21 protein-coding genes and 1 pseudogene are annotated in these 21,835 nt (G+C 41.3%); 17 read left to right on the forward strand and 5 right to left on the reverse strand.

Annotation, left to right across the window (positions count from 1 at the left end; genetic code table 11):
- Positions 1-92 precede the first annotated feature (92 nt).
- Genes JOC54_RS04645 through JOC54_RS04655 form a run of 3 tightly spaced genes read right to left on the reverse strand, consistent with a single transcriptional unit; the run spans position 93 to position 3,538 of the window.
- Entirely contained in the window at positions 93-1,772 is a 1,680-nt protein-coding gene (locus JOC54_RS04645; RefSeq protein WP_204464779.1) for a putative ABC transporter permease subunit, read from the reverse strand.
- Positions 1,753-2,550 (reverse strand): ABC transporter ATP-binding protein, encoded by a 798-nt coding sequence (locus tag JOC54_RS04650; protein ID WP_204464782.1) that lies wholly within the window; start codon positions 2,548-2,550, stop codon positions 1,753-1,755. The genes JOC54_RS04645 and JOC54_RS04650 overlap by 20 nt, the downstream gene beginning before the upstream one ends.
- On the reverse strand, positions 2,534-3,538 hold the full coding sequence (locus JOC54_RS04655; RefSeq protein WP_204464783.1) for a tyrosine-type recombinase/integrase: 1,005 nt from the start codon (positions 3,536-3,538) through the stop codon (positions 2,534-2,536). The genes JOC54_RS04650 and JOC54_RS04655 overlap by 17 nt, the downstream gene beginning before the upstream one ends.
- A 218-nt stretch (positions 3,539-3,756) precedes the next feature.
- On the opposite strand from JOC54_RS04655, the gene spoVK reads away from it, so the two are divergent.
- From spoVK to JOC54_RS23325, 6 genes and pseudogenes are all read left to right on the forward strand, one after another.
- Positions 3,757-4,692 carry a stage V sporulation protein K gene (gene spoVK, locus JOC54_RS04660; RefSeq protein WP_204464784.1) on the forward strand — a complete coding sequence of 312 codons (936 nt, stop codon included), beginning with the start codon at positions 3,757-3,759 and terminating at the stop codon, positions 4,690-4,692.
- A gap of 113 nt (positions 4,693-4,805) precedes the next feature.
- Entirely contained in the window at positions 4,806-6,047 is a 1,242-nt protein-coding gene (locus JOC54_RS04665) for a methionine gamma-lyase family protein (protein ID WP_204464979.1), read from the forward strand.
- 115 nt (positions 6,048-6,162) lie between these two features.
- Complete coding sequence (gene glnA, locus JOC54_RS04670; RefSeq protein WP_035422441.1) at positions 6,163-7,512, forward strand: type I glutamate--ammonia ligase; 1,350 nt, start codon at positions 6,163-6,165, stop codon at positions 7,510-7,512.
- A 337-nt stretch (positions 7,513-7,849) separates the two neighbouring features.
- Positions 7,850-8,251 carry a hypothetical protein gene (locus tag JOC54_RS04675; protein WP_204464785.1) on the forward strand — a complete coding sequence of 134 codons (402 nt, stop codon included), beginning with the start codon at positions 7,850-7,852 and terminating at the stop codon, positions 8,249-8,251.
- A gap of 14 nt (positions 8,252-8,265) precedes the next feature.
- Positions 8,266-8,675 (forward strand): annotated as a pseudogene (locus tag JOC54_RS04680) (phage holin family protein).
- Positions 8,676-8,749: 74 nt separating this feature from the next.
- On the forward strand, positions 8,750-9,640 hold the full coding sequence (locus JOC54_RS23325) for an N-acetylmuramoyl-L-alanine amidase (RefSeq protein WP_367617764.1): 891 nt from the start codon (positions 8,750-8,752) through the stop codon (positions 9,638-9,640).
- Between the two features lie 77 nt (positions 9,641-9,717).
- Here the strand turns inward: JOC54_RS23325 and JOC54_RS04690 are convergent, their stop codons facing one another.
- Entirely contained in the window at positions 9,718-11,196 is a 1,479-nt protein-coding gene (locus JOC54_RS04690; protein WP_204464787.1) for a hypothetical protein, read from the reverse strand.
- Between the two features lie 403 nt (positions 11,197-11,599).
- On the opposite strand from JOC54_RS04690, the gene JOC54_RS04695 reads away from it, so the two are divergent.
- From JOC54_RS04695 to JOC54_RS04710, 5 genes are all read left to right on the forward strand, one after another.
- On the forward strand, positions 11,600-12,133 hold the full coding sequence (locus JOC54_RS04695) for a hypothetical protein (protein ID WP_204464788.1): 534 nt from the start codon (positions 11,600-11,602) through the stop codon (positions 12,131-12,133).
- Positions 12,134-13,450: 1,317 nt separating this feature from the next.
- Positions 13,451-13,582: a hypothetical protein gene (locus JOC54_RS23130; protein ID WP_275582679.1), complete on the forward strand. Its 132-nt coding sequence runs from the start codon at positions 13,451-13,453 to the stop codon at positions 13,580-13,582.
- Between the two features lie 87 nt (positions 13,583-13,669).
- Positions 13,670-13,864 (forward strand): hypothetical protein, encoded by a 195-nt coding sequence (locus JOC54_RS04700; protein WP_035422445.1) that lies wholly within the window; start codon positions 13,670-13,672, stop codon positions 13,862-13,864.
- A 313-nt stretch (positions 13,865-14,177) separates the two neighbouring features.
- A complete protein-coding gene (gene dinB, locus JOC54_RS04705) occupies positions 14,178-15,299 on the forward strand; it encodes a DNA polymerase IV (RefSeq protein WP_204464792.1) in 1,122 nt (373 codons plus the stop codon).
- Positions 15,300-15,581: 282 nt separating this feature from the next.
- Entirely contained in the window at positions 15,582-16,799 is a 1,218-nt protein-coding gene (locus JOC54_RS04710) for an MFS transporter (RefSeq protein WP_367617765.1), read from the forward strand.
- A gap of 48 nt (positions 16,800-16,847) precedes the next feature.
- Here JOC54_RS04710 and lexA read toward each other — a convergent pair whose 3' ends face one another.
- Positions 16,848-17,480, reverse strand: coding sequence for a transcriptional repressor LexA (lexA, locus tag JOC54_RS04715; protein WP_204464794.1), 633 nt, complete (start codon positions 17,478-17,480; stop codon positions 16,848-16,850).
- Between the two features lie 151 nt (positions 17,481-17,631).
- On the opposite strand from lexA, the gene JOC54_RS04720 reads away from it, so the two are divergent.
- The 6 genes from JOC54_RS04720 (at position 17,632) to JOC54_RS04745 (ending at position 21,746) form a co-directional block, all read left to right on the forward strand.
- Positions 17,632-17,802, forward strand: a complete 171-nt coding sequence (locus tag JOC54_RS04720) for a hypothetical protein (RefSeq protein WP_157683962.1) — start codon at positions 17,632-17,634, stop codon at positions 17,800-17,802.
- Between the two features lie 14 nt (positions 17,803-17,816).
- Complete coding sequence (locus JOC54_RS04725) at positions 17,817-18,470, forward strand: YneB family resolvase-like protein (RefSeq protein WP_204464796.1); 654 nt, start codon at positions 17,817-17,819, stop codon at positions 18,468-18,470.
- Positions 18,471-18,530: 60 nt separating this feature from the next.
- A complete protein-coding gene (locus JOC54_RS04730; RefSeq protein WP_035421937.1) occupies positions 18,531-18,770 on the forward strand; it encodes a DUF896 domain-containing protein in 240 nt (79 codons plus the stop codon).
- 86 nt (positions 18,771-18,856) lie between these two features.
- Positions 18,857-20,851, forward strand: a complete 1,995-nt coding sequence (gene tkt, locus JOC54_RS04735) for a transketolase (protein WP_204464797.1) — start codon at positions 18,857-18,859, stop codon at positions 20,849-20,851.
- A gap of 151 nt (positions 20,852-21,002) precedes the next feature.
- On the forward strand, positions 21,003-21,431 hold the full coding sequence (gene sirA, locus JOC54_RS04740) for a sporulation inhibitor of replication protein SirA (protein WP_204464798.1): 429 nt from the start codon (positions 21,003-21,005) through the stop codon (positions 21,429-21,431).
- A gap of 99 nt (positions 21,432-21,530) precedes the next feature.
- The gene (locus JOC54_RS04745; protein ID WP_035421940.1) at positions 21,531-21,746 is read left to right on the forward strand and encodes a YneF family protein; all 216 of its coding nucleotides are present in this window, start codon (positions 21,531-21,533) and stop codon (positions 21,744-21,746) included.
- Positions 21,747-21,835 lie beyond the last annotated feature (89 nt).

Here is a 21,835-nt window from a genome sequence, read left to right on the forward strand (position 1 = left end):
AAGGTCTACCATTGACCTTAATGGGACAGTCTTTTTTTTAGACGTTATTTTCTACTTAACCGAAAAAAATAAGCGCCGTCTTAGGACGAGGCTTATTTTTTTTCAACATATTCAATTTCGACGCCTGCTTCAAACCGTTTTCCACTTTGAACGATAAAATAAAAACTCAAGCCAATGGCGCAAAGAAAGACAAATGCACTTATGACTATAGTTGTGACAGGGTTTGAACTTTTTACTTGCGTCATAAATGCAATTAGTTCAACAAATGGATGATACATCGCTTCCGCATCGCGCTGAATGGCTTCAAATGGTGAAAGGAAAAAACCAACAGGAAGGATCAGAATTAAGCCGTAAGCAAAGGAGGCGAGAACAAGTAGGATTGAACCCGTTGTTTGAATTCGAGCTTGGGGCTGATCCGCATTAAAGCGTGGATAAAGTGTGCCAATCCATAAGCTAAGACTTGTTATTCCGCTAATGGCAATAGCAATTGTCGCGAACCCGAATAGCGTGTGTGTAAGCGGCCAGCCAAAAAAGACCATCGCAATCACCTCAAATACAGCTAATAAAAGAAGCAAGGCGACTGAATGAAACAACCATTTTGCTTTAGCAAGATCGATGCCCTTTAGTGGCAAAGATTGAAGCAGTTCAAGGTTCGATCCCTCGCGACCAACGCTCGCAGCGATAAAGGGTCCCGAACCGACTACGAAAGCACTAAAGAAGATGAGTTGAAATAGGCTCCAAGACAGCAAAGGTTGTGTTTGAATGAATGCAAAGGACTCACTGCGTATAACGGGAAACAACAAAAGAAAGAGAAATAAAAACAGTTGACTTAACTGAAGCCATTCACGGCTATCGCGAAGTACATACGCTTGTTCTTTTTTCATCAGCGCTCTTGTTGGAGAGAGTAGACGTTTTTCGTTCGTTCGTTTCGTCCGTTTTTGTTTGCTCGCTTGATCATTTGATTGAACCCAGCCGAGGCGAAATCCTTTTTCAATTAAAAACAAGCTTAAGAAAAGAAGAACGCTAACCGTCAGCACTAGCAAGAGTGCATACCAAAAGGTAGTGCCCGTGATGTTCCCGTTAAAACCGTCAGCCAGAACGAAACCGGCCCAAGTGGTAGGCAGCCAAGTAGGAAAGTCTATTAGAAGAAATTCGGCTGAAGATGATGATTCTGTTGAAGGGAGCAGCAGCTGAACGCCAATAAAGAAGCCGATTCCCGTTACTGCCGTTAAAACGGTTGTTAATTCTTTTGTGCGATAACCTGGCACAAATTGTGCAAGCACAAGCGTCAAGAGATAAACGCATGCAACACTGCCTAAAAGAACAAAAGCGAGCACCGGAATGAGAATGAAATAGAAAAGCGGTGAAGCTTGGGCGCCGACCCCTGCGACTGAAAGTAAAATCGTACTTGTTAGAAAGAGGAGCAGCGGCGTCTGAAGCAGATGCGCTATCACTTTTGAGAAAAACAGCTTTGTCGTTGAAATTGGTAAAGCAAACAGCAACGGTAAATCGGCTGCCCGGTATAAGTGACTAAATACACTTGGAATCGTCAGGATTAATACGATCACCGTTAAGGAAAGCGCTATTGCTGAAAACAAGGAACCGAAATTGTCCATTTCTGAAAACGTTACGCCCATCATTCCCGCAAACGGGACAGCGAAAAGAGCAATAACGAGTACAAGAAGAAGCGTTGATAGTTTTTGACCCGGCGTCCAAGACTGGATCTCACGCAGTTGCAACAGGAGCTGAAGCTTAATCAGTTTTCTGAGCATAGCTGTCTCCTCTTAACGATGCAATTAACGTGCGTGCCCGCTCATCATCGGCAGTAATGGCCAGAAATAAATCTTCAAGAGACGCATCAGCCTGACCGCTGCGCTCTTGTAATTCTGTAATCGAACCGACTGCAATTAATTCGCCTTTAAACACAATACCGACGCGATCACACATTTGAGCAGCAACTTCTAACAAATGTGTCGTCATAAAGACGGTCATCTTTTCCTCATCGCAAAGCTCTCTTAGTAACAGTCGTAAGGTCTTTGCTCCCTTAGGATCTAAGCCAACGGTCGGTTCATCTAAAAAAAGCACGTCGGGCTGATGCAACAGCGCCGCAGAGAGATTTAATTTCTGTTTCATGCCGTGGGAATAAGATTCAATCCGATCATTTAAGGCTTCTTCCAGTTCAAACAAGGTGATGTATTTTTCTTTTCGTGCTTGAAAATCAGCTTCCTTTACTGAAAAGACGCTGGCAATAAAGCGCAAATATTCGTTGCCGGTTAACTTATCGTACATATTTGGTTGATCTGGTACATAGGCAATTCGTTTTTTTGCTTCTACCGGATTTGCCCAGACATCAATCGATGAAAGCTGGACCTTACCCGATGATGGTTGGAGTAGGCCGGTCATCATTTTCATCGTTGTGGTTTTGCCGGAGCCATTTGGCCCTAAAAAGCAGAAAAGCTCGCCTTTCTCGACCTGTAAGTTGATCGAATCGACGGCTTTTTTGGTGCCGAACATTTTGCTTAACTGTTGAACATCAATCATTGGTTTCATGGAGAACCTCTTCTTTCACTTCTGTAGGATAGAGCAAGGCTTGCTTCTGTTTGTCTGTTAACTGAGTGACGGTCAGCGCGTATCGCCTAAATGAAAGCACGCTGCGCAAACCTGTTTCTTGCTGGATCGTGCCAATTTCTTTGTCACTAAGAAGCAACCGTAAAATAAACGTATGGCGGAAGTGCTGGGCAGAGATGCCTTTGCGTAGTCCAGCCCGTGCGACTTCCGTTCGAATCACTTTCTGGAGAGCAATCTCTGTTAAGGCTTTTGGCGCATCCCGGTCATACGACCAGTGATACGTTCTTCTCGTGAAGTCATAGGCGACAAAAAGTGGATCTAGCGAATGAAACCTAGGACGCACTGGTTCCGGTATAAGCATTAAGTAAGCATGAATCTGTGTTGACGTCGCTTCATCTATGTAAAGGGTTCGTGAAAAAGGGCCATTCTCGATATCGATCGTGCGTTGCATTAAGTTTAGTTGATTCATCGTTACCTGACAAAGCTCTTGCAGCGTTAAACCATAATAGGAAAGCAGCAAAACGATCGCATAGTTTCGCTCTGTTAGCTGAGGTCTTGCAAGAAGTTGATTCTCGCTTAAATCATGATCAGAGTGAGTGGACCAAAGCAGTTTTTTCACTTCATCTTGACTGAGCCACTCTTCTCTTACCAATGGCTCAAGTTCAAGGGATGGGGCTTCATAGGTAAGCAATGGATGATGGGGACAGTGGTAATCGTCCTTGATAAAAACCGTAAATTGACGCAAAACCGATGCCACTCGTCTAATCGTTCTTGTTTTATACTGACGTGCAGCCATTAATTCATAGAAAAAGGCTTCAACATCAGCATGATTCATTTTCGTAAACGGCTTATCCTTCAGCCAGCTAAAAAAATCGTTCAAGTCATAGCTGTAGCGTTCCACGGTTGATGGCTTACGTCCTTTTTGTTGCAAATGCTTGATAAAAGCCTGCTGCATATGCTCCCGGTTCATCCTCATTCCCCCTTCTAACTAAATAGTAGCAAACGAATGAGAAAAGGTCACGTCCTCTATTCCGTGCGCGAAGCGAAAACAATGGCATGGCATGGCTTTTTATTCAATAAGATAAGATAGAGGAGAGAGAAATCTGGGTGATTGTCACGTTTAGTTGGGCGGATGCGTAGAGTAGGAGAGGGAAGTGTTATCGCGGTCTTAAAAGGGGGATGTCATCGATGACGAATCCGCAAAACACTAAAAATAATGCGCGTATTAATGTGGTTTTAAATAAAATGCCAGTCAAACACGCCAATACGGATTGGTTTGTATCTGTGGAGGAACAAGAAAAGCATGAGATATTAGTACGATTTGAACGAAAGCTATCCGCCTATATTGGTCTAGAAGAAATTAAAGCTTTGATTAAAGAAATTTATGCGTGGATTTACATTAATGAGAAACGAAAAGAATACGGTCTACGAGCGCCGAAGCAAGTGTTGCACATGATCTTCTCTGGGAACCCTGGTACGGGTAAGACAACGGTTGCTCGGATTATTGCTTCCTTTTTACACGAAATGAAGGTTCTCTCAAAAGGTCATTTTCTCGAAATGGAGCGGGCGGATTTAGTAGGGGAATACATTGGACATACGGCGCAGAAGACGAGAGAGGTGCTAAAACAAGCACAAGGTGGTGTGTTGTTCATTGATGAGGCGTACTCGTTATCACGGGGCGGGGAGAAAGATTTTGGCAAAGAAGCAATTGACACGCTCGTGCGGGGAATGGAAAACAACGCCAATGAATTCGTGCTCATTCTCGCTGGCTATTCAAAAGAAATGGACTTCTTTCTCTCACTCAACCCCGGCTTACCTTCGCGCTTTCCAATCTCAGTCACTTTCCCAAACTATACGGTTGATGAACTTGTCGAGATGTTAATTGGCATGGCAAAGGAACGAGATTATGTAATTGACAGCGAGGCAATCGCAGCGTGCAAAATCCAAGTGCGCAAAATGCTCAGCGAAGAAGCAAGCACGTTCAGCAATGGACGCTACATTCGCAATCTTGTTGAAGAAGCGATTCGTATGCAGGCTGTTCGAGTGCTCCAACAAAATGTCTTCTCGAGAACGGCACTTGAGGTGCTTAAGAAAGAAGACTTTCAATTTAAACAACAGCGGTAAGCTCAGGAGAATGAGCTTACCTATTTCACTTCCACAGCGCTGCATGATAAGCTAGTGAAAGATTGAACATATAGGAGAGACGAGAAGTGAACCACATTTTATTTTCAGAAAAAATGCGTGACTTAGTAAAGCATGCCGAAGAAAAAATTAAACAACAGCATGAAGCAACGGATGAAATCGCCCTCATTAATCAGGCGCGGGTGCTTGACAGCTACGCCAAGCACCAAGTAGCAGATTTTCACTTTACTCCCTCGACTGGCTACGGCTACGATGATGCAGGTCGCGATACATTGGAACGAATTTATGCCGATGTATTTGGTGGAGAAGCTGCGCTTGTACGCAACCAAATTGTGTCGGGTACACATGCAATTGCCGTTGCCTTATTCGGCGTGTTACGTCCAGGCGACGAGCTGTTATACATAACAGGAACACCCTACGATACGCTGGAAGAAATCGTCGGCATTCGTGGCAACAAGAAAGGCTCTCTACAAGACTTCCAAATCACTTATCAAAAAGTTGACTTGCACGAAGGAAGCTTTAATAAAGAAGCGATAAAGCAAGCAATTGGCCCAAACACAAAAATGATTGGGATTCAGCGTTCAAAAGGATACGGCGACCGCCCATCCTTCTTTATAGCGGAAATAAAAGACATCATTGCTTACGTAAAATCAATTAAGTCCGACGTTGTTGTATTTGTCGACAATTGCTATGGGGAATTTGTGGAAACCGCAGAACCGTGTCATGTCGGCGCTGATTTAATTGCCGGCTCGCTCATTAAAAACCCTGGCGGCGGCATTGCCAAAACAGGTGGATACTTAGTCGGGCGAGAAGACTTAATTGAGCTCGCTTCTTACCGTCTAGCTGCACCAGGGATTGGCGCAGAAGGTGGCGCAAGCTTATACACACTGCTTGATATGTATCAAGGCTTCTTCCTCGCGCCTCATGTCGTTGCCCAGAGTGTGAAAGGTGCTTATTATACCGCATCACTGCTTGAGGAAGTCGGGATGAAGACAGAACCCGCTTCAACGGACAAGCGAACGGATTTAATTCAAGCAGTTCACTTCCAGTCAGCAGAGCAGATGGTGGCATTCTGTCAAGCGATTCAGCATGCTTCACCGATTAATGCCCACGTCACGCCGACACCAAGCTATATGCCGGGGTATGCTGATGACGTGATTATGGCAGCAGGAACATTTGTCCAAGGCGCAAGCATTGAGCTTACGGCTGATGGTCCCTTGCGACCGCCATACGCCGCTTATGTTCAAGGTGGGCTAACGTATGAGCATATTAAGCTAGCTGTGACAAAAGCTGTAGAAAAAACGTTTATAAACGACTCGAAGCGGGAAGCAGAATAAAGTAGACAGTTGACTGATTTAGTATTCCTTTAGTACGATAAAACGGAGTAGGAGTTTGAGAATAGGGATTTTCCCTTTCTACATATTAAGAGAAGTGAGAGGAGCAAACGAAATTATGGCTAGTTTTACAAAAGAAGACATTGTACGCATTTCGCAAGAAGATAATGTTCGTTTTATTCGGTTACAATTCACAGATTTGCTCGGAACGATTAAGAACGTTGAAATCCCAGTAGATCAGCTTTCAAAAGCGCTTGATAACAAAATGATGTTTGACGGATCTTCGATTGAAGGATTCGTTCGCATCGAAGAATCAGATATGTACCTTTACCCGGATTTAAATACATGGGTGGTATTCCCGTGGACACCTGAAAAAGGGAAAGTCGCGCGCTTAATTTGTGACATTTACCAGCCAGGTAAGCCAGGTGAGGAGCCAACACCATTTGACGGAGATCCTCGCGGTATTTTAAAGCGTGTGTTAAAGCAGGCAGAAGAGCTTGGTTTCACCGACTTTAACATCGGACCAGAGCCAGAGTTTTTCTTGTTTAAAAATGATGAGCGTGGCGAGCCAACGCTTGAACTGAATGATCGAGGCGGCTACTTTGACTTAGCGCCTACCGATCTTGGTGAAAACTGCCGTCGTGACATCGTGCTTGAACTTGAAGACATGGGCTTTGAAATTGAAGCGTCACACCACGAAGTAGCACCAGGCCAGCACGAGATTGACTTTAAATATGCAGATGCCATCACAACATGTGACAACATCCAAACGTTTAAACTCGTTGTAAAAACGATTGCCCGTAAGCATGGTTTGCACGCAACCTTTATGCCAAAGCCATTGTTCGGCGTGAACGGATCAGGCATGCACTTGAACATGTCGCTCTTTAACAAAGACGGCAACGTGTTCTATGATGAGAAAACAGAAAGCCAATTAAGCAAAACGGCGATGCAGTTCCTAAGCGGTATTCTTGATCACGCTGAAGGCTTCACGGCGATTACAAACCCAATCGTTAATTCATACAAGCGCCTAGTGCCAGGTTATGAAGCGCCGGTGTATATCGCATGGTCAATGCGCAATCGTTCACCATTAATCCGCATCCCGTCTTCACGTGGAATTTCAACACGTGTCGAAGTAAGAAGCCCAGACCCATCTGCGAACCCGTACTTAGCGATGGCTGCTATGCTTGCATCCGGTCTTGACGGCATTAAGCGCAAGCTCACGCCACCAGAAGCAACGGATCGCAACATCTACGTCATGAGCAAAGAAGAGCGGATTGAAGAAGGCATTAAAGACCTGCCGGCTTCATTACGAGATGCGCTTGATAAACTTATACAAGATGACGTTCTTGTTAAAGCCCTTGGCGAGCACGCGATCGAACACTTCCTTGAAGCAAAAGAAATCGAATGGGATATGTTCCGTACGCAAGTCCACCCGTGGGAAAGAGAGCAGTTCTTGCAGAATTATTAAATGAGGTAGCCCTTGACACTGTTGGTGTTGAGGGTTTTTTGTTTTGGGGACAAAATACATGTTGAGGGTTAGTTTTGAGTTCGTGTCCCCAAAGTGTCCCCAATTAAAATTTTTTCGGTGTATTTTTCGAAGCTTTCGAGGGACTTAGTTTCAATTCTCTTACTAACGTGGCTGTAAACGTCTGAAGTGATTTTTATAGACTCATGACCCAATGCCTCTTGAATATAGAGCATCTTTACACCTGACTCAATCATAAGTACAGAAAAGGGGAATAAATACCATCTTTAACTTTAAATTATTTTGAAATTGTCGATAGCATTTAGTGGGGGGGATAAATGTGAATTTCTTTGATAAGGTTCTACAAAGTAAACAACTTTTAGGTGTATTGGCGTTAATGGTTGTGGTTTTAGGTGTTGTGGCTTCATGTATGATAGAAAAGCAACACTTGCGAGGGGCAATTCAATTAGTTGTTCAAATAAATATCACGACAGTAATTGGGATTGGTGCAATTATGATTGCATTAAAAGATATTAAAAAGAAGTTTTCTATTATTAAGGAGTCTATGGTGATAATACTTTTTAGTTTGATAGGTTTGTTTGTTTCATTGATACCTTTTGAACTAATTTATGAACATGGATTTTTAATTCACAGGCTGTATCTACTTGCTTGTAGTCTTCTAATTGCTAGTTTGATTGCATCAATCGGTAAACAAATCTATACAATTGTTGATGGAAATTAAAAGGTCGTGTATATATGGGAAATATTTTATTTTTTAATATAGAAACATTGGAAGTAGCAAGGATGTATCTGTTTGAAACGTGAAGTGGCTAGATCTGCTTATTGTGCTGATGTTTGTTGATGTAATAACAGGTGTTTTAAAAGCTTGGAAAGATAAGGATTTACGTAGTCGAAACGCCATGTTTGGGTATGCACGTAAGATTGCCGTATTCGGCATTATCATCGTAGCAAACATCGTGGATAGGATTCTTGATTTAAATGGGATGGTAGCAACTGCTACTGTCCTTTTTTATATGGCCAATGAGATTCTATTTATTACAGAAAATGCAGCAAAGCTAGGTCTAAAAGTTCCCCCAGTCATACAGAAAAAGCTTAGAGGGTTTGATCGGCAAGGACCACTAGAAGATGAAAAGGGAGATGAGTAGTTTGAAGAAGCTTATTGATATTCGTAATAGAACACAAAGAACAAATGGGACAAGATTGATATCGGGTTACAACTATTGTACGTCACCATTCAGCAACTACAGACGGAAATTTCGATAGTTTTTGGCGATATTGGAACGGTACGAATGGTTGGGGTACTGGTGGTTATCATGAGATTATTTGGAGAGACGGTACCGTTGAACTTTGCTACGATCCGAACGAGATTACAAACGGCGTAGGTGGAGCTAACAACTATACGTATCATATTTGTTTGGTGGGTAATGGATCATTTACCGAAGCGCAAGAAAAGGCGTGGGATGAACGCGTAGCTTACAATATGCAACGCCTTAACATCAAAGCAGATAATGTAAAAGGGCATAGAGAAATGCCAAACGCTTCTACTGCTTGCCCTGGCATTAACATGAACCTTGTAAGAGCAAGAATCACTAACGGTGCTGTTGGTGGTGAGATCATCGAGAAAAGACCATCTAAGCCATCGACAGGTAAAAGCATCGATCAAGTCGCTGAAGAAGTTAGAAAAGGTGCGTGGGGGAACAATCCTCAACGTGAAGCAGACTTAAAAGCAGCGGGTTATGATGCAGCCGCAGTTCAACGTAGAGTCAATGAACTCGAGCGCTCCTCTAATAGTAAACCTGCACCAGCACAAGCTAAACCAAAAGGCAATCAAACAACTGGCAGCATTGTTGTATACCTTGATAGCGTTGGAGTTAATTCAAGCTTCAGCAACCGAGCTCGTTTAGCTCAACAGCACGGCACTAGCAATTACTCAGGCACAGCGACACAAAACACGCGCTTGCTTAATATCTTGCGTGGTGGTGGATCAACTAGCGCTCCATCTAAGCCTGCTGTACGAGCAGGAGAAGGTATTGTTAACTGGATGAATAGAGCTAAATTGGACAGCTCTTACACCAATCGTGCTCGTTTGGCTGCACAGCATGGTTATTAAAAACTATCGAGGTACGGCAACGCAAAACAGCCGACTGCTTAATATTCTTTCCGAATAGAATTAGAAAAGCCCTTAAATCAGGGCTTTTTAATGTTTTTTTTGAAAATTTTTTTGAGTTTACCGGTGAATAATAAAATAATAATAAGAACATTTACCACCATTAAGAATAACCAAGTGGGAAGAATAAAAGATTGATCGAACCCAAACATTTCTAACAGGTCTTTGATTGCGCTAGGCGATAAAAACGCTGTAAGTATTAAAGAAAAAATAGCAACTGCAGTTGTTTTTAAGGTATTTGAACTCTGTTCTTTTAGATGTATTATTTCTTCAATGTTCTCGGTTCGTTGTTTCACAATATCTTCTTGACTTATCAGCATCATTCTTTGTTCCATAAATAGATGTAATTTGTTCATTGAACTAAAACCAGAATCAATTCTACTCTGCACAATACTCAAGGTATCCATTAGCCTTGTTTTTGCTAAAAGAAGATCTGTTATACTCATGTTAGTATTTATACTATTTATTAAAAACTCTCCGTTTGCATAATCTTTTATAAGTAAGTGTTCAACCTGAACTAAACTTCCTGATAATCCAGCAAAGTATAAGGCACTTGAGTTTTCTTCTATTGATTTAGAAACAATAGAGGAAGCGCTTTTTGAATGTGCGATAACTAGTTTGTATCCATCACTTACAAAATACGAGGAATGCCGTGATATTTCATAATGGTGTTGCGGTATTTTGTGTTTTACCTGTTTATCTGTCAATCCGTTATATTTATCGACTGGCGAGTAGAGTAGTTTATGTAGTAGATGTAAGAAATTATGGTTACTACTATAAGAATCCATCTCTTTCGGTCTGAACGCATAATCCATAAGATGATATTGAACTAATCTTTTTACGGTGTAATTCTTATTCGAGAACTTACTCTTTAAATAATCGATATATTTGTCGCTAATATCAATAATGTTTTTGGGATTAATCCCAAATTTTTTAAAAGTCTTCTTACTGTCGGATAATAGTACCCCTGGTAATTGGACTTTATCATATAATGAATAACCAGCGTTTAGTGATAGCTCATCAACGTTTTCATTAATTATTTTGTGGGAGGTATGTAAAATTGCTAACCCGCTTTTAAATACACTTAATATAACAGTTGCAAATTCTTTATTGTCACTATCAACAGGTTGATACATAAAAGGAATTAAAGCAACCTTAAACTTTAGATCAGTCCAATTAGAGTTTGTAAGGGAGAATTCGTCATTTGAGACCCGAACCAATAAATCCATACTATAATGAATTTTTTCCAAGTATGGTAATTGGACTATTAATTTTTCATCGCCAATATCAACAATTAATTTACTCAAATTGTCCTTTAACTTATAACTCATTTGATTGTCATTCATAGTATGGGTGTTCATTATAAGTGAAAACTTTGTTAAATATTCTCTAAGACCATTAAAATCGAAATGATAATCTTTTATTTCGTTGCTATCAAATAACCGGAAACAAGAGTAATAATCTACGAACCCTGATCTAATTATTGGTAATTCATTCATTAATAATCTCCATTATCTATATTTAATAATTAAAGTATAATTTATATTTATTTGTAATGTAATAAAAAAAGTTTATAGCGGAAGAACAATTCTTATATAGCTCTAACAATACATAAAGTAGTTGGCCTGCCATGAACCCCATCCGCAACGCCCTCGCTTACACTCTGCTGCTCACTATCCATTCATCATCTTCAGATAAACTAATCCTTATATAAAATTGTATGATATACTCACTAAGTAACATGTAGGGCGCGTTCGCGCGCGACGCTACTGCGATCCTCTGGGATAGGCACGCGCAACAGACCTTTACTCAATGGAGTAGAGGTCTAATTTATTTGAATCCCTTTATTACATAAGTTGATTGTGTTGTACTATTAACATAATGTTAATAAGAGGTGAGGCGATGAAGCGGTTAATTGTTAGTTTACTTATTTTGTGTATTCTCTCTGGATGTGTACGAACAATTGAAGGAAATGCGCAGAAAACATTAGAACAGTTTTTCGAATATGGTGAACGTGATGTCTATAACTTAGATGTGGATCATGAGGTGCAGCAAGAAGTCGCTGAGGTATCTAGTTATGAGTTAATTGAATTACTTGAAGTAAGTGATGGATTTAGTGATATAAGAAAATATTCGAGAGAAGAATTTGAGAATGGGCAGATTGGTGCATCATACTCAACTTACGAAGAACTCGTTCAGGACTTGTTAAGAAAAGCTGAGGCGCTTGATTTGGAGATAACTGAGCATACAAGTGATACCATTTTTTTGGACCACGGAAATACACTTTATGACGTTACATTTAAATATGAAATAGAGTCTGTAAATCATGTAGGCATACCATATGAAGGAATTGCTATTTTTACAGTACAAGCTAGGTATGGAACTGAAGACGAGAGGTATAGATTTTCTATTGTTAAAGATGTGGTATTAGAGTAACTACTTAGAACATATTCGCGTACAATTCATATAATAAATTTATCGCAGCTCACCTATCTTATAAGAAGTACTCCTTAAATCCCCTCAGTGCGAGGGGGTACATAATAATACCCCGCCAAACAGGCAGGGTACAATTGACGTGCTTCCACTAAGATGTTTGGAAGTGTCCTCAAATTAGATTTAAAGACTTGATCAAAGTATCAATTATTATGACTTTAGTCAACAAAAGTATTAAAATATCTAGCTAAGGAAACGCTAATAAAGTGTAGGCCTCCGTTTACACTACTTCCGAATGGAGAGGTTGCTCATGATGAGTAGCCTCTTTTCTTGTGCATAAAAAGGCCCCGTTAAGAACACGGGGTAAAGGGAAATGTAAAATCCGAATGGTCATATTCGGAACATCTGTTAATTGGGGGTCAACAGATAAGTTGAGAATAGCAAGATAATTAGTGTTAGTCAATATGAATAAAATTGGTTTTACTGGAGCAAAATACTACTGTGCTGACGTGAAAGTCCGTTTCCGTTACACACAACTTCCGATTAGAGGCTACGCCCACACGTAGCCTCTTTTCTTTTCTGCTTTCGTTGTCCCCAAAGGTGTCCCATAAGTTCAAAAAGATATAACTATATATATTAAAGTAAAAAAATGAAAACCCTTAAAAATAAGGGTTTTCTGCATGCTATATTATGATATACTAAGCGGAGTTTTGTTCCGCACGCAAGTCCACCCGTGGGAAAGAGAGCAGTTCTTGCAGAATTATTAAGAATTAATTAAACCCCTCAGCGTTGAGATGCTGGGGGGTTGTTTGGTAAGATAAAAACAATTTTATTAGATAATAACAATGTAAATAAAAACAGTTCCATTTGTGGCTTAAGCTTGTTTGTGAATATAATTTTTAACATTCTAAATAATGCCTCGCTCTAATTTCTGTTTCTCATCTATACTTTTTCAGAAATCATAAAGTCATATTTTAAAGGTGTTGCTCGTGTCTAAAATACAAAAAACAATCTTTTATTTAATCCTAATAAGCATTATTCCTTTCATTCTCGCCTTCTGGGACGTGATTAATGGGAAAGAGATAAATTGGTCTGAACATATTATTTTTAGTGTTGTTGTTGTGCCTTTGATTTATGTCGTTGAAAGAGTGTTGTCCATGGAAAATAGATAATGGAGTTAGAAACTTACTTTATAATGTAAAGATAAAGTTTGCCTTGCAAAAAACATACTTTTTTACCATTATTAAGAGTTCGTGATCTCTAATAACCTAGCCAACTAGTCAAATCCCCTTTATACTAAAGAAAAAGGGAGAGATAATGATGTTTGAAGTGATTGACTATGGCACGATGCTTTATCAACTCATTACGCTTGTTCTTATCGGCGGATTTGGGTTTCTTCTTGTCTACTTTTTAATTGCTGGCATTCGTTATTTTTCAAAAGGTAGACGCTAATACGTTGCGTACGGTTCGTCATCCTTAGTCATTTTTAGTTTGAATACATCACAGAGAAGAGTTGTACTCGCAGGAGGTTTCATCATCATGTTTACGAAGCGCTTTATAATCATGTACACCGTTTTGGTTTTTCTCATACCCGGTTTGTTTACGTTATGGGACGTGATTCAAGACCAGCCAATTAATTGGTTCAGCAATTTTATGTACGGCGTTAGTCTGGCGTTCTTAATCATGTTGCTAGAATTGTTTTTGGTTGGAAAAAGACCGAATGAAGAAGAATGAGCGCTGAATGTTTCATAATAGAAATAGATTAAAATCGTGTTGTGTAAAGAGGTAGATTACGCAACGCTTTTTTTTTTTGCGTTAATTGTTGTTTAGCTGAACCAGATGATGTAAATAATCGTCGACACAACAAAGTATGTTAGCATGCCTGCCAAAAAGATAAGCACGTTCTTTTTCATCCTTCCACCTCCATCGTTAAAAGAGTGAGCAAGTGAAGCGCTTTATTCAAGGATAAAACAGTTCTTTACATTTGACTACCGATCAAACGTTCGCTATAATGAAAAGACTAAACGAACAGAGAGGGATTTCAACCATGGGATCTTTTGACGGCATTCAGTTACCTGAACCTTATCGTGATACAACTCGAAAAATCATTCATATTGATATGGATGCTTTTTTTTCAGCGGTGGAAGAGCGCAACAACCCTGCGCTTGTTGGCAAACCGGTGATTATTGCGAAAGATCCGCGTAAAACGGGCGGCAAGGGAATTGTTTCGACCGCTAACTACGAAGCGCGTAAGTTCGGCGTCCACTCGGCAATGAGTGCCTATGAAGCTTTAAAAAGATGTCCTGACGGTATATTTGTTCAAGGCAATTATCAGGCATATCGGGATGCTTCTAGTCAAATACGTGAGATTATGCATCGCTATACGGATCTTGTGGAGCCGATGTCGATTGATGAAGCCTACTTAGACGTCACGAGCAATCATAAACAGGAAACGAGTGCGATTAAGCTCGCCCGCAGCATTCAACGAGATATTTGGAAGGAGACGCAGTTAACGAGCTCCGCTGGGGTATCCTATAACAAATATTTAGCTAAGATTGCATCCGATATGAAAAAGCCGGCGGGGATAACGGTTATTACACCGGAAAAAGCGCTTGATTTTTTAAAGGATCTACCCATTGAAAAAATCCCAGGTGTCGGACCAAAAACAGCCGAAAGAATGCATCAACTTCAAATTTATACAGGCGGGGACCTCCTTCAGATGGAGCAGCTCGATTTGATTCATCATTTTGGAAAAATGGGCTTGTCTTTATACCGAAAGGCGAGGGGGATTGACAATAAGCCATTAACAATTGACCGAGAACGAAAATCGGTTGGCAAAGAGCACACGTATGGGAACGTGCTTCGTTCTGAAGACGACGTTCAGGTTCAATTAAAGCGGCTTGCGGGGGAAGTGGGAGCAGCGCTTGAACGGGTAGAGAAGCAGGGGAAAACGATTGTGTTAAAAATCCGCTATCGCTCGTTTGATACGCTTACGAGACGAATCAGTTTGCCCACCTATGTACAAAAAAGCGATGAGCTCTTTACCGCAGCAACCGAGTTATGGAATGAATATGGTCAAATTGAGCGAGAAGTGCGGCTGCTCGGCATATCCGTGACGAACTTAGAGCCGATACAGTATCAGCCGATTTCATTGTTTAGCTACAAATAAAATAAGATAATTCCAACGATGACGAGCAGAATAAACAATACTAAGATTGTGATTAACAACGTCCAGCCATCCTCTGAGTCCATAGAAACCCCTCCTAATGATATAGACTATGCACATTTTCAAGGAGTGTGAAAAAAGCATGAATCGTTAGAATATAACGCTCTTTTATGCTTTTTTCTTACATTATCAAGGAAGAGCAGGTTTGACTGATACGCTTTTTTGCCATATATTTAGACTTGCGAAATAAAAAAGTTCGATTAAGTACAAACGAAGGTGATGGACATACAACCGGAAAAACGAAATTTAATCATCATGTGGTTTGCCAACTTCTTTGTTGGCGCAAGTATGACAATGGTTATCCCTTTTCTGTCATTGTATATAGACTCACTTGGACAGTATTCAGATGAAGAAGTGCAGCGGTGGGCTGGCTTTGTCTTCGGGATTTCTTTTTTAGTTGCCTTTTTTGTATCTCCCATTTGGGGGAAGATTGGCGATCGTTTTGGGCGGAAGAAAGTATTAATTGGTACGGGATTTGGGATTGCCATTTCTGTATTTTTAATGGGCTATGTGAACTCGGTCGAAGCCCTTTTTGTTTTGCGGTTGTTTATGGGGTTAGCGACAGGGTTTATTCCTGCTTCAATGGCGCTAATTGCCGCGCAAAGCAGTAAGCGTACAGCTGGTGAAACACTTGGGACGTTACAGACAGGAACGGTATCTGGGGGATTACTTGGCCCCTTGTTTGGAGGGCTTATTGCGGACGGAGTTGGCATGGAACTGACGTTTATTTTAACATCAGCGATTCTATGTGTGGCTGCTCTGCTTGTTGTCTTCGGTGTAAAAGAAGTGCTTTACGAGGAAAAAGGTGAAAAGAAAAAGCATTATCGTTCAAAAGAAGTAGTGCAGCATATTGTGAAGAGCCCGATGCTTATTATGGTTATGATTGTGGCTTTAATCATTCAAATGGCGTTGTTTAGCGTGCAGCCCCTGCTAGCTCTGTTCGTTGATGACTTAACGAACTCTCCAGAGAACATGGCCTTTCTAGCTGGTGTTGCCTTTTCAATAACTGGTTTAGGTAATCTTCTATCAACGCGGCGTTGGGGACAGCTTGGTGACAAAATTGGTCATGAAAAAGTCATGCTTATTTTACTGATCTTATCGGGAATTTTATTTATCCCACAAGGCTTTGTGGATTCACTTTGGCAGTTAATTAGCTTGCGGTTTCTTTTTGGTCTAGCCGTCGGCGGCTTAATTCCCTGTACAACGGCATTTATACGGTTGTCATGCCCGGTATCAATGCAGGGAGAGGTGCTTGGCTACAATCAAAGCTTTCGTTTCCTAGGTAATGTGCTTGGGCCGGTGACGGGAGGAATGGTTGCGGCAAGCTTTGGCATTTCCTACGTGTTTATTGGTTCAGGTGTGTTGCTTTTACTGACAGCAGTTGCACTTAAGCTCGTGTTAAATGCAGGTAGGGAGAGCAGGCAAGAAGAAAATAGTGCGTAAACTGAAAAACCCTCTATTACATCGTGTAATAGAGGGTTTTTCTATGAATTAATGAATCGTGCGGAATACACCAACGACTTTACCAAGAATCGTACAGTTTTCGAGAATAATAGGTTCCATTGATGAATTTTCAGGCTGTAAGCGAATGTAGTTTTTCTCTTTGAAAAAACGCTTAACTGTTGCTTCATTATCTTCAGTCATTGCAACAATTATATCCCCGTTGTTTGCGGTCTGTTGTTGACGTACAATCACTTGATCGCCGTCGAAGATACCAGCTTCAATCATACTCTCACCTTGGATAACAAGCGCATACGTATTGTCCGCCCCGGCTAAATGCTCAGGAAGTGGCAAGTAGTCTTCGACGTTTTCAACGGCAGTAATTGGTACCCCAGCCGTTACTTTACCAATAATCGGAATAAAGCGTGCCGTATCGGTTTTTGTAAATGAGTCTTGATTTAAGCTCAACTCAAGCGTAAGTACTTCAATTGCTCGCGGTTTCGTAGGATCACGACGTATGTATCCTTTTTTTTCAAGGCGGGCAAGATGGCCGTGAACCGTTGAACTGGAAGCAAGACCGACGGCTTCGCCAATTTCACGTACGGATGGTGGATATCCTTTTTTCTTTACTTCGTCTTTAATAAAATCTAAGATTTCTTCTTGTCTAGTTGATAGTTTTGACATCTAAATCACCTGCTTTCTACATATTTCCTATCAAAATCTTATCATATCGAACATACGAACGCAAACATAAGTTCTAAAAAGACTTGACACGAACGCTCGTTCCTATTAATCTAGTAATAGAACAAATATTCCTAGGAACGGGTGATCGTATATGAAAAAGCAAGAGTGGAGTTTAATTGGGTGTGGAGTGGCAACGTTACTATTTATCGTATCAAGCTTGGTTTCATTTGATGAACCAGTTAATCTGAATGACCAAGAAGGTAATTCTTTTCAATCAGAGCAAGTCGATCGCTATGATAAACGAATCGTCATTGATAATTAGGAGGGTATAAGGTAGTGGAACAAAAACATGGAGCCATTCTATATTGTCGAGTGAGTACGACAAAGCAAAGTCAGGAGGCTTCTCTAAAACGTCAAGAAGATGAACTAAAACAAGTAGCTGCCAGCAACCAGCTCCCGGTCATTCATTGTTACCATGAAATTGCTAGTGGCTACAGCTTAGAGCGGGAAGCGTTGTTTTCAATTTTGGACGCTGCAAGACAAAAGCAATTTTCGCATTTGCTCGTCACGGATGACACACGAATCGGTCGAGGTGAGGCGAAGATTGCTTTGCTATTTCAACTGAAGAAATACGGGATTTCCATTTTCACGGTTAATGACAACGGCGAGCTATCATTATCAGAAGCAGATGAAATGGTGCTCGGAATTGTTGCGATTGTAGAAGAATATCAGCGTAAATTACATAATTTGAAAATTAAGCGAGGCATGAGAGCGGCTGTTAAGAACGGGTATCGACCTGAACAAAATTTAACGAGAACAAACGCGGGTGGAAGAGATTCAATTGAGCTACCGACGGATGAGATTGTCTCTCTCCGCAATAAGGGTCTCACGTTTCATGAGATTGCCCTAACGTTAAGAGGTCTCGGCTACACCTGCTCAAAAGCAACCGTTCATCGTCGGTACCAACTGTATGTAAAGGAACATAGCTAATAGTTTGATCCTGTTTTTTGGACATGCTATGATTGTATGGAAGAAGGATAGGTGATTTTCTTGCTACCAAAAGATAAATTAGAGCGAATTAATGAGTTATCACGTTTGTCGAAATCAAGCGGTTTAACCAAAAAACAAGCGGACGAACAGAAAGCGCTAAGAAAAGAATACTTAGCAACGTTCCGCAGCGCGTTTACCAATCAGCTCCATTCCGTCAAAGTTGTTGATGATGAAGGAACCGATGTTACACCGCAGAAGCTGAAAGAAAGCAAAGAGAAACGTCAGAAACCATTACACTAAATGTATAAGCCACTGTTTGGCTTGTACATTTTTTTTAGAACGTTTATGATAAACCAGTAGGAAAGCAGAAAGAAAGGGTGTTGTAGATGACAAACCATATTGAAGAATTAGCGGTTAATACGATTCGAACACTATCGATTGATAGTATTGAGAAAGCAAACTCAGGACATCCAGGAATGCCAATGGGTGCTGCGCCGATGGCACTCAATTTATGGACAAAACATATGAACCATAATCCAGCGAACCCAAACTGGTCCAATCGTGATCGCTTTGTGCTATCAGCTGGTCATGGCTCGATGTTATTATACAGCTTGCTTCATTTAACCGGATACGACGTAACGCTTGACGATTTAAAGTCGTTTCGCCAGTTAGGCAGCCGGACACCTGGGCACCCAGAATACCGTCACACAGATGGTGTTGAAGCAACAACAGGTCCTCTTGGTCAAGGAATTGCAATGGCAGTAGGAATGGCTATGGCTGAGCGTCACCTAGCTGATACATACAATACAGACAAGCATGAAGTTGTTGATCATTTCACGTATGCGATCTGTGGCGATGGGGACTTAATGGAAGGTGTTTCTGCGGAAGCTGCTTCACTTGCCGGTCACTTAAAGCTAAATCGTCTTGTTGTGCTTTATGATTCAAATGATATTTCGCTTGATGGTGATTTGCATGAATCATTCTCTGAAAGTGTAGAAGATCGCTTTAAAGCATACGGCTGGAACGTTATTTACGTAACAGACGGGATGGACATGACGGCGATTCATAAAGCATTAGAAGAAGCCAAAACGTCTGATAAACCGACTTTAATTGAAGTGAAGACGGTTATCGGCTTTGGTTCGCCAAACAAATCAGCTAAATCGGCTTCACATGGTGCCCCACTTGGTTCTGATGAAGTAGCGTTGACGAAAGATGCGTACAAATGGACGTATGAAGAAGAATTTCATGTTCCAGAAGAGGTTGCCGCTTTCTTTGCTGATGTGAAAGAAGCAGGAACAAAGAAAGAGCAAGAGTGGAACGAGCTTTTTGCGGCGTATAAAGCGGAGAACCCTGAGCTTGCTGCTCAGTATGAGCGCGCGTTTGCAGGTGAGCTGCCGGAAGACTTCGATCAAGCACTTCCTGTATATGAAGCGGGTAAGAGCTTGGCAACAAGAGCATCAAGTGGTGAAGCATTAAATGCGCTTGCGAAACATGTTCCTGAATTGTTTGGTGGTTCTGCTGATTTAGCTGGATCAAACAAAACGACGCTGAATGGCGAAAGCAACTTTAGTCAAACCAATTACGGTGGACGTAATATTTGGTTTGGTGTGCGTGAATTTGCAATGGGCTGTGCGTTAAACGGTATGGCACTTCACGGCGGCTTAAAAGTATTTGGCGGTACGTTCTTCGTATTCTCAGATTACTTACGCCCTGCAATTCGTTTATCGGCGTTAATGGGCGTTCCTGTTACGTACGTATTAACACATGACAGTGTGGCTGTAGGAGAAGACGGTCCAACTCATGAGCCGGTTGAGCAATTAGCGGCATTACGTGCAATGCCTGGTCTTTCAATTATTCGTCCTGGTGATGGCAATGAAACGGCAGCTGCTTGGAAGCTGGCGCTTGAATCAACGGATAAACCAACGGCTCTTGTTCTTAGCCGTCAAAACGTGGAAACACAAGTAGGTACGGATACGAAAGCGTACGAAGGCGTGAAGAAAGGTGCTTACATCGTTTCCGAAGCAAAGGACAAACCAGAAGTTGTCTTACTTGCGACTGGTTCTGAAGTTCCCCTTGCTGTGCAAGCACAAACTCAGCTTGCCAAAGACGGAATCGATGCATCTGTTGTCAGCATGCCGAGCTGGGATCGCTTTGATGCGCAGCCGAAAGAATACAAAGACGCGGTTATTCCAAAAGACGTGAAGGCTCGTCTAGCGATTGAGATGGGTGCTTCACTTGGATGGGCGAAGTACGTCGGCGATGAAGGCGATACGCTTACGATTGATACATTTGGTGCGTCAGGTGCTGGCGACGAAGTTATTGCCTCATTCGGCTTCACGGTTGAGAATGTCGTGAATCGAGCGAAAGCACTATTGAAATAATGCAGTAAAAGAGGTTCTTTTTGAACCTCTTTTTTTGCATTCGACAAAACTAGAGCGATTCTCGCCGATGAATTGACAGGTATTTCAAAAAAGAATGCTATACTGGTGAAAAGGAATGGCTATGAGCTCATTTTGTTGGAGGCGAATTCAAATGAGGTACTATGAACTTTATTTGGTAACAGATGATGTAGCAACATCCTATTCGGGCAAAGAGTCCAAGCTGTTTCAACTTTTTGAAGAACGCGAACGGGCGTCGCGTGATCAACGCTTGGTATATGACCGTCAAATTGATTACATTACCAAAATTTTGCCTGAAGAAATGCTTAAAACAGTTTTTGATCGAACAAAAACAGCGCGAGACGAAGAGGGTTATGTCATTCATTCCCCGGTTGTTGATGTCAATTCGTGCACCGTTGAAATCCAGCAACGAAAAATTTGTTTAAAAGCTCAGGGTGATTTAAGTGCTGAAACCGATGTGTTCGATCTGTTAAAATCAGTTGATTCGCACTTTTTTGCCGTAAATGTTGAAGACCGGCGCTTTGGCTGGCTCAAACCATATGAAAGACAAAGCGTGCTCTAGCATGCTTTTTTGTTTGTGCTACTTTTAAATCGACGAATGCTCATGTATAATAGATGAGGTTGTATATGAAGCTGGAGATTGCACGAAGGAGGAATTAGGATGATTTGGCATATTATCGGGTACACCGTTGCTGTTTTAGCGGGTCTTGCAATTGGTTTCTTTATTGCTCGTAAAACAATGATGTCTTATTTAAAGAAAAACCCACCAATTAATGAGCAAATGTTGCGTGTGATGATGCAGCAAATGGGACAAAACCCATCACAAAAGAAAATCACACAAATGATGAAAGCTATGCAAAAGCAACAGGGGAAGTAAGCGAACCTCTGATAGTCATTAAAACGAACAAATCACTTTATCTAGGAAGGGAAACACATCTTAGGTAAAGTGATTTTTTGTCGTTCTTC

The organism is Shouchella xiaoxiensis (assembly GCF_016907895.1).
Lineage (GTDB): Bacteria > Bacillota > Bacilli > Bacillales > Bacillaceae_D > Shouchella > Shouchella xiaoxiensis.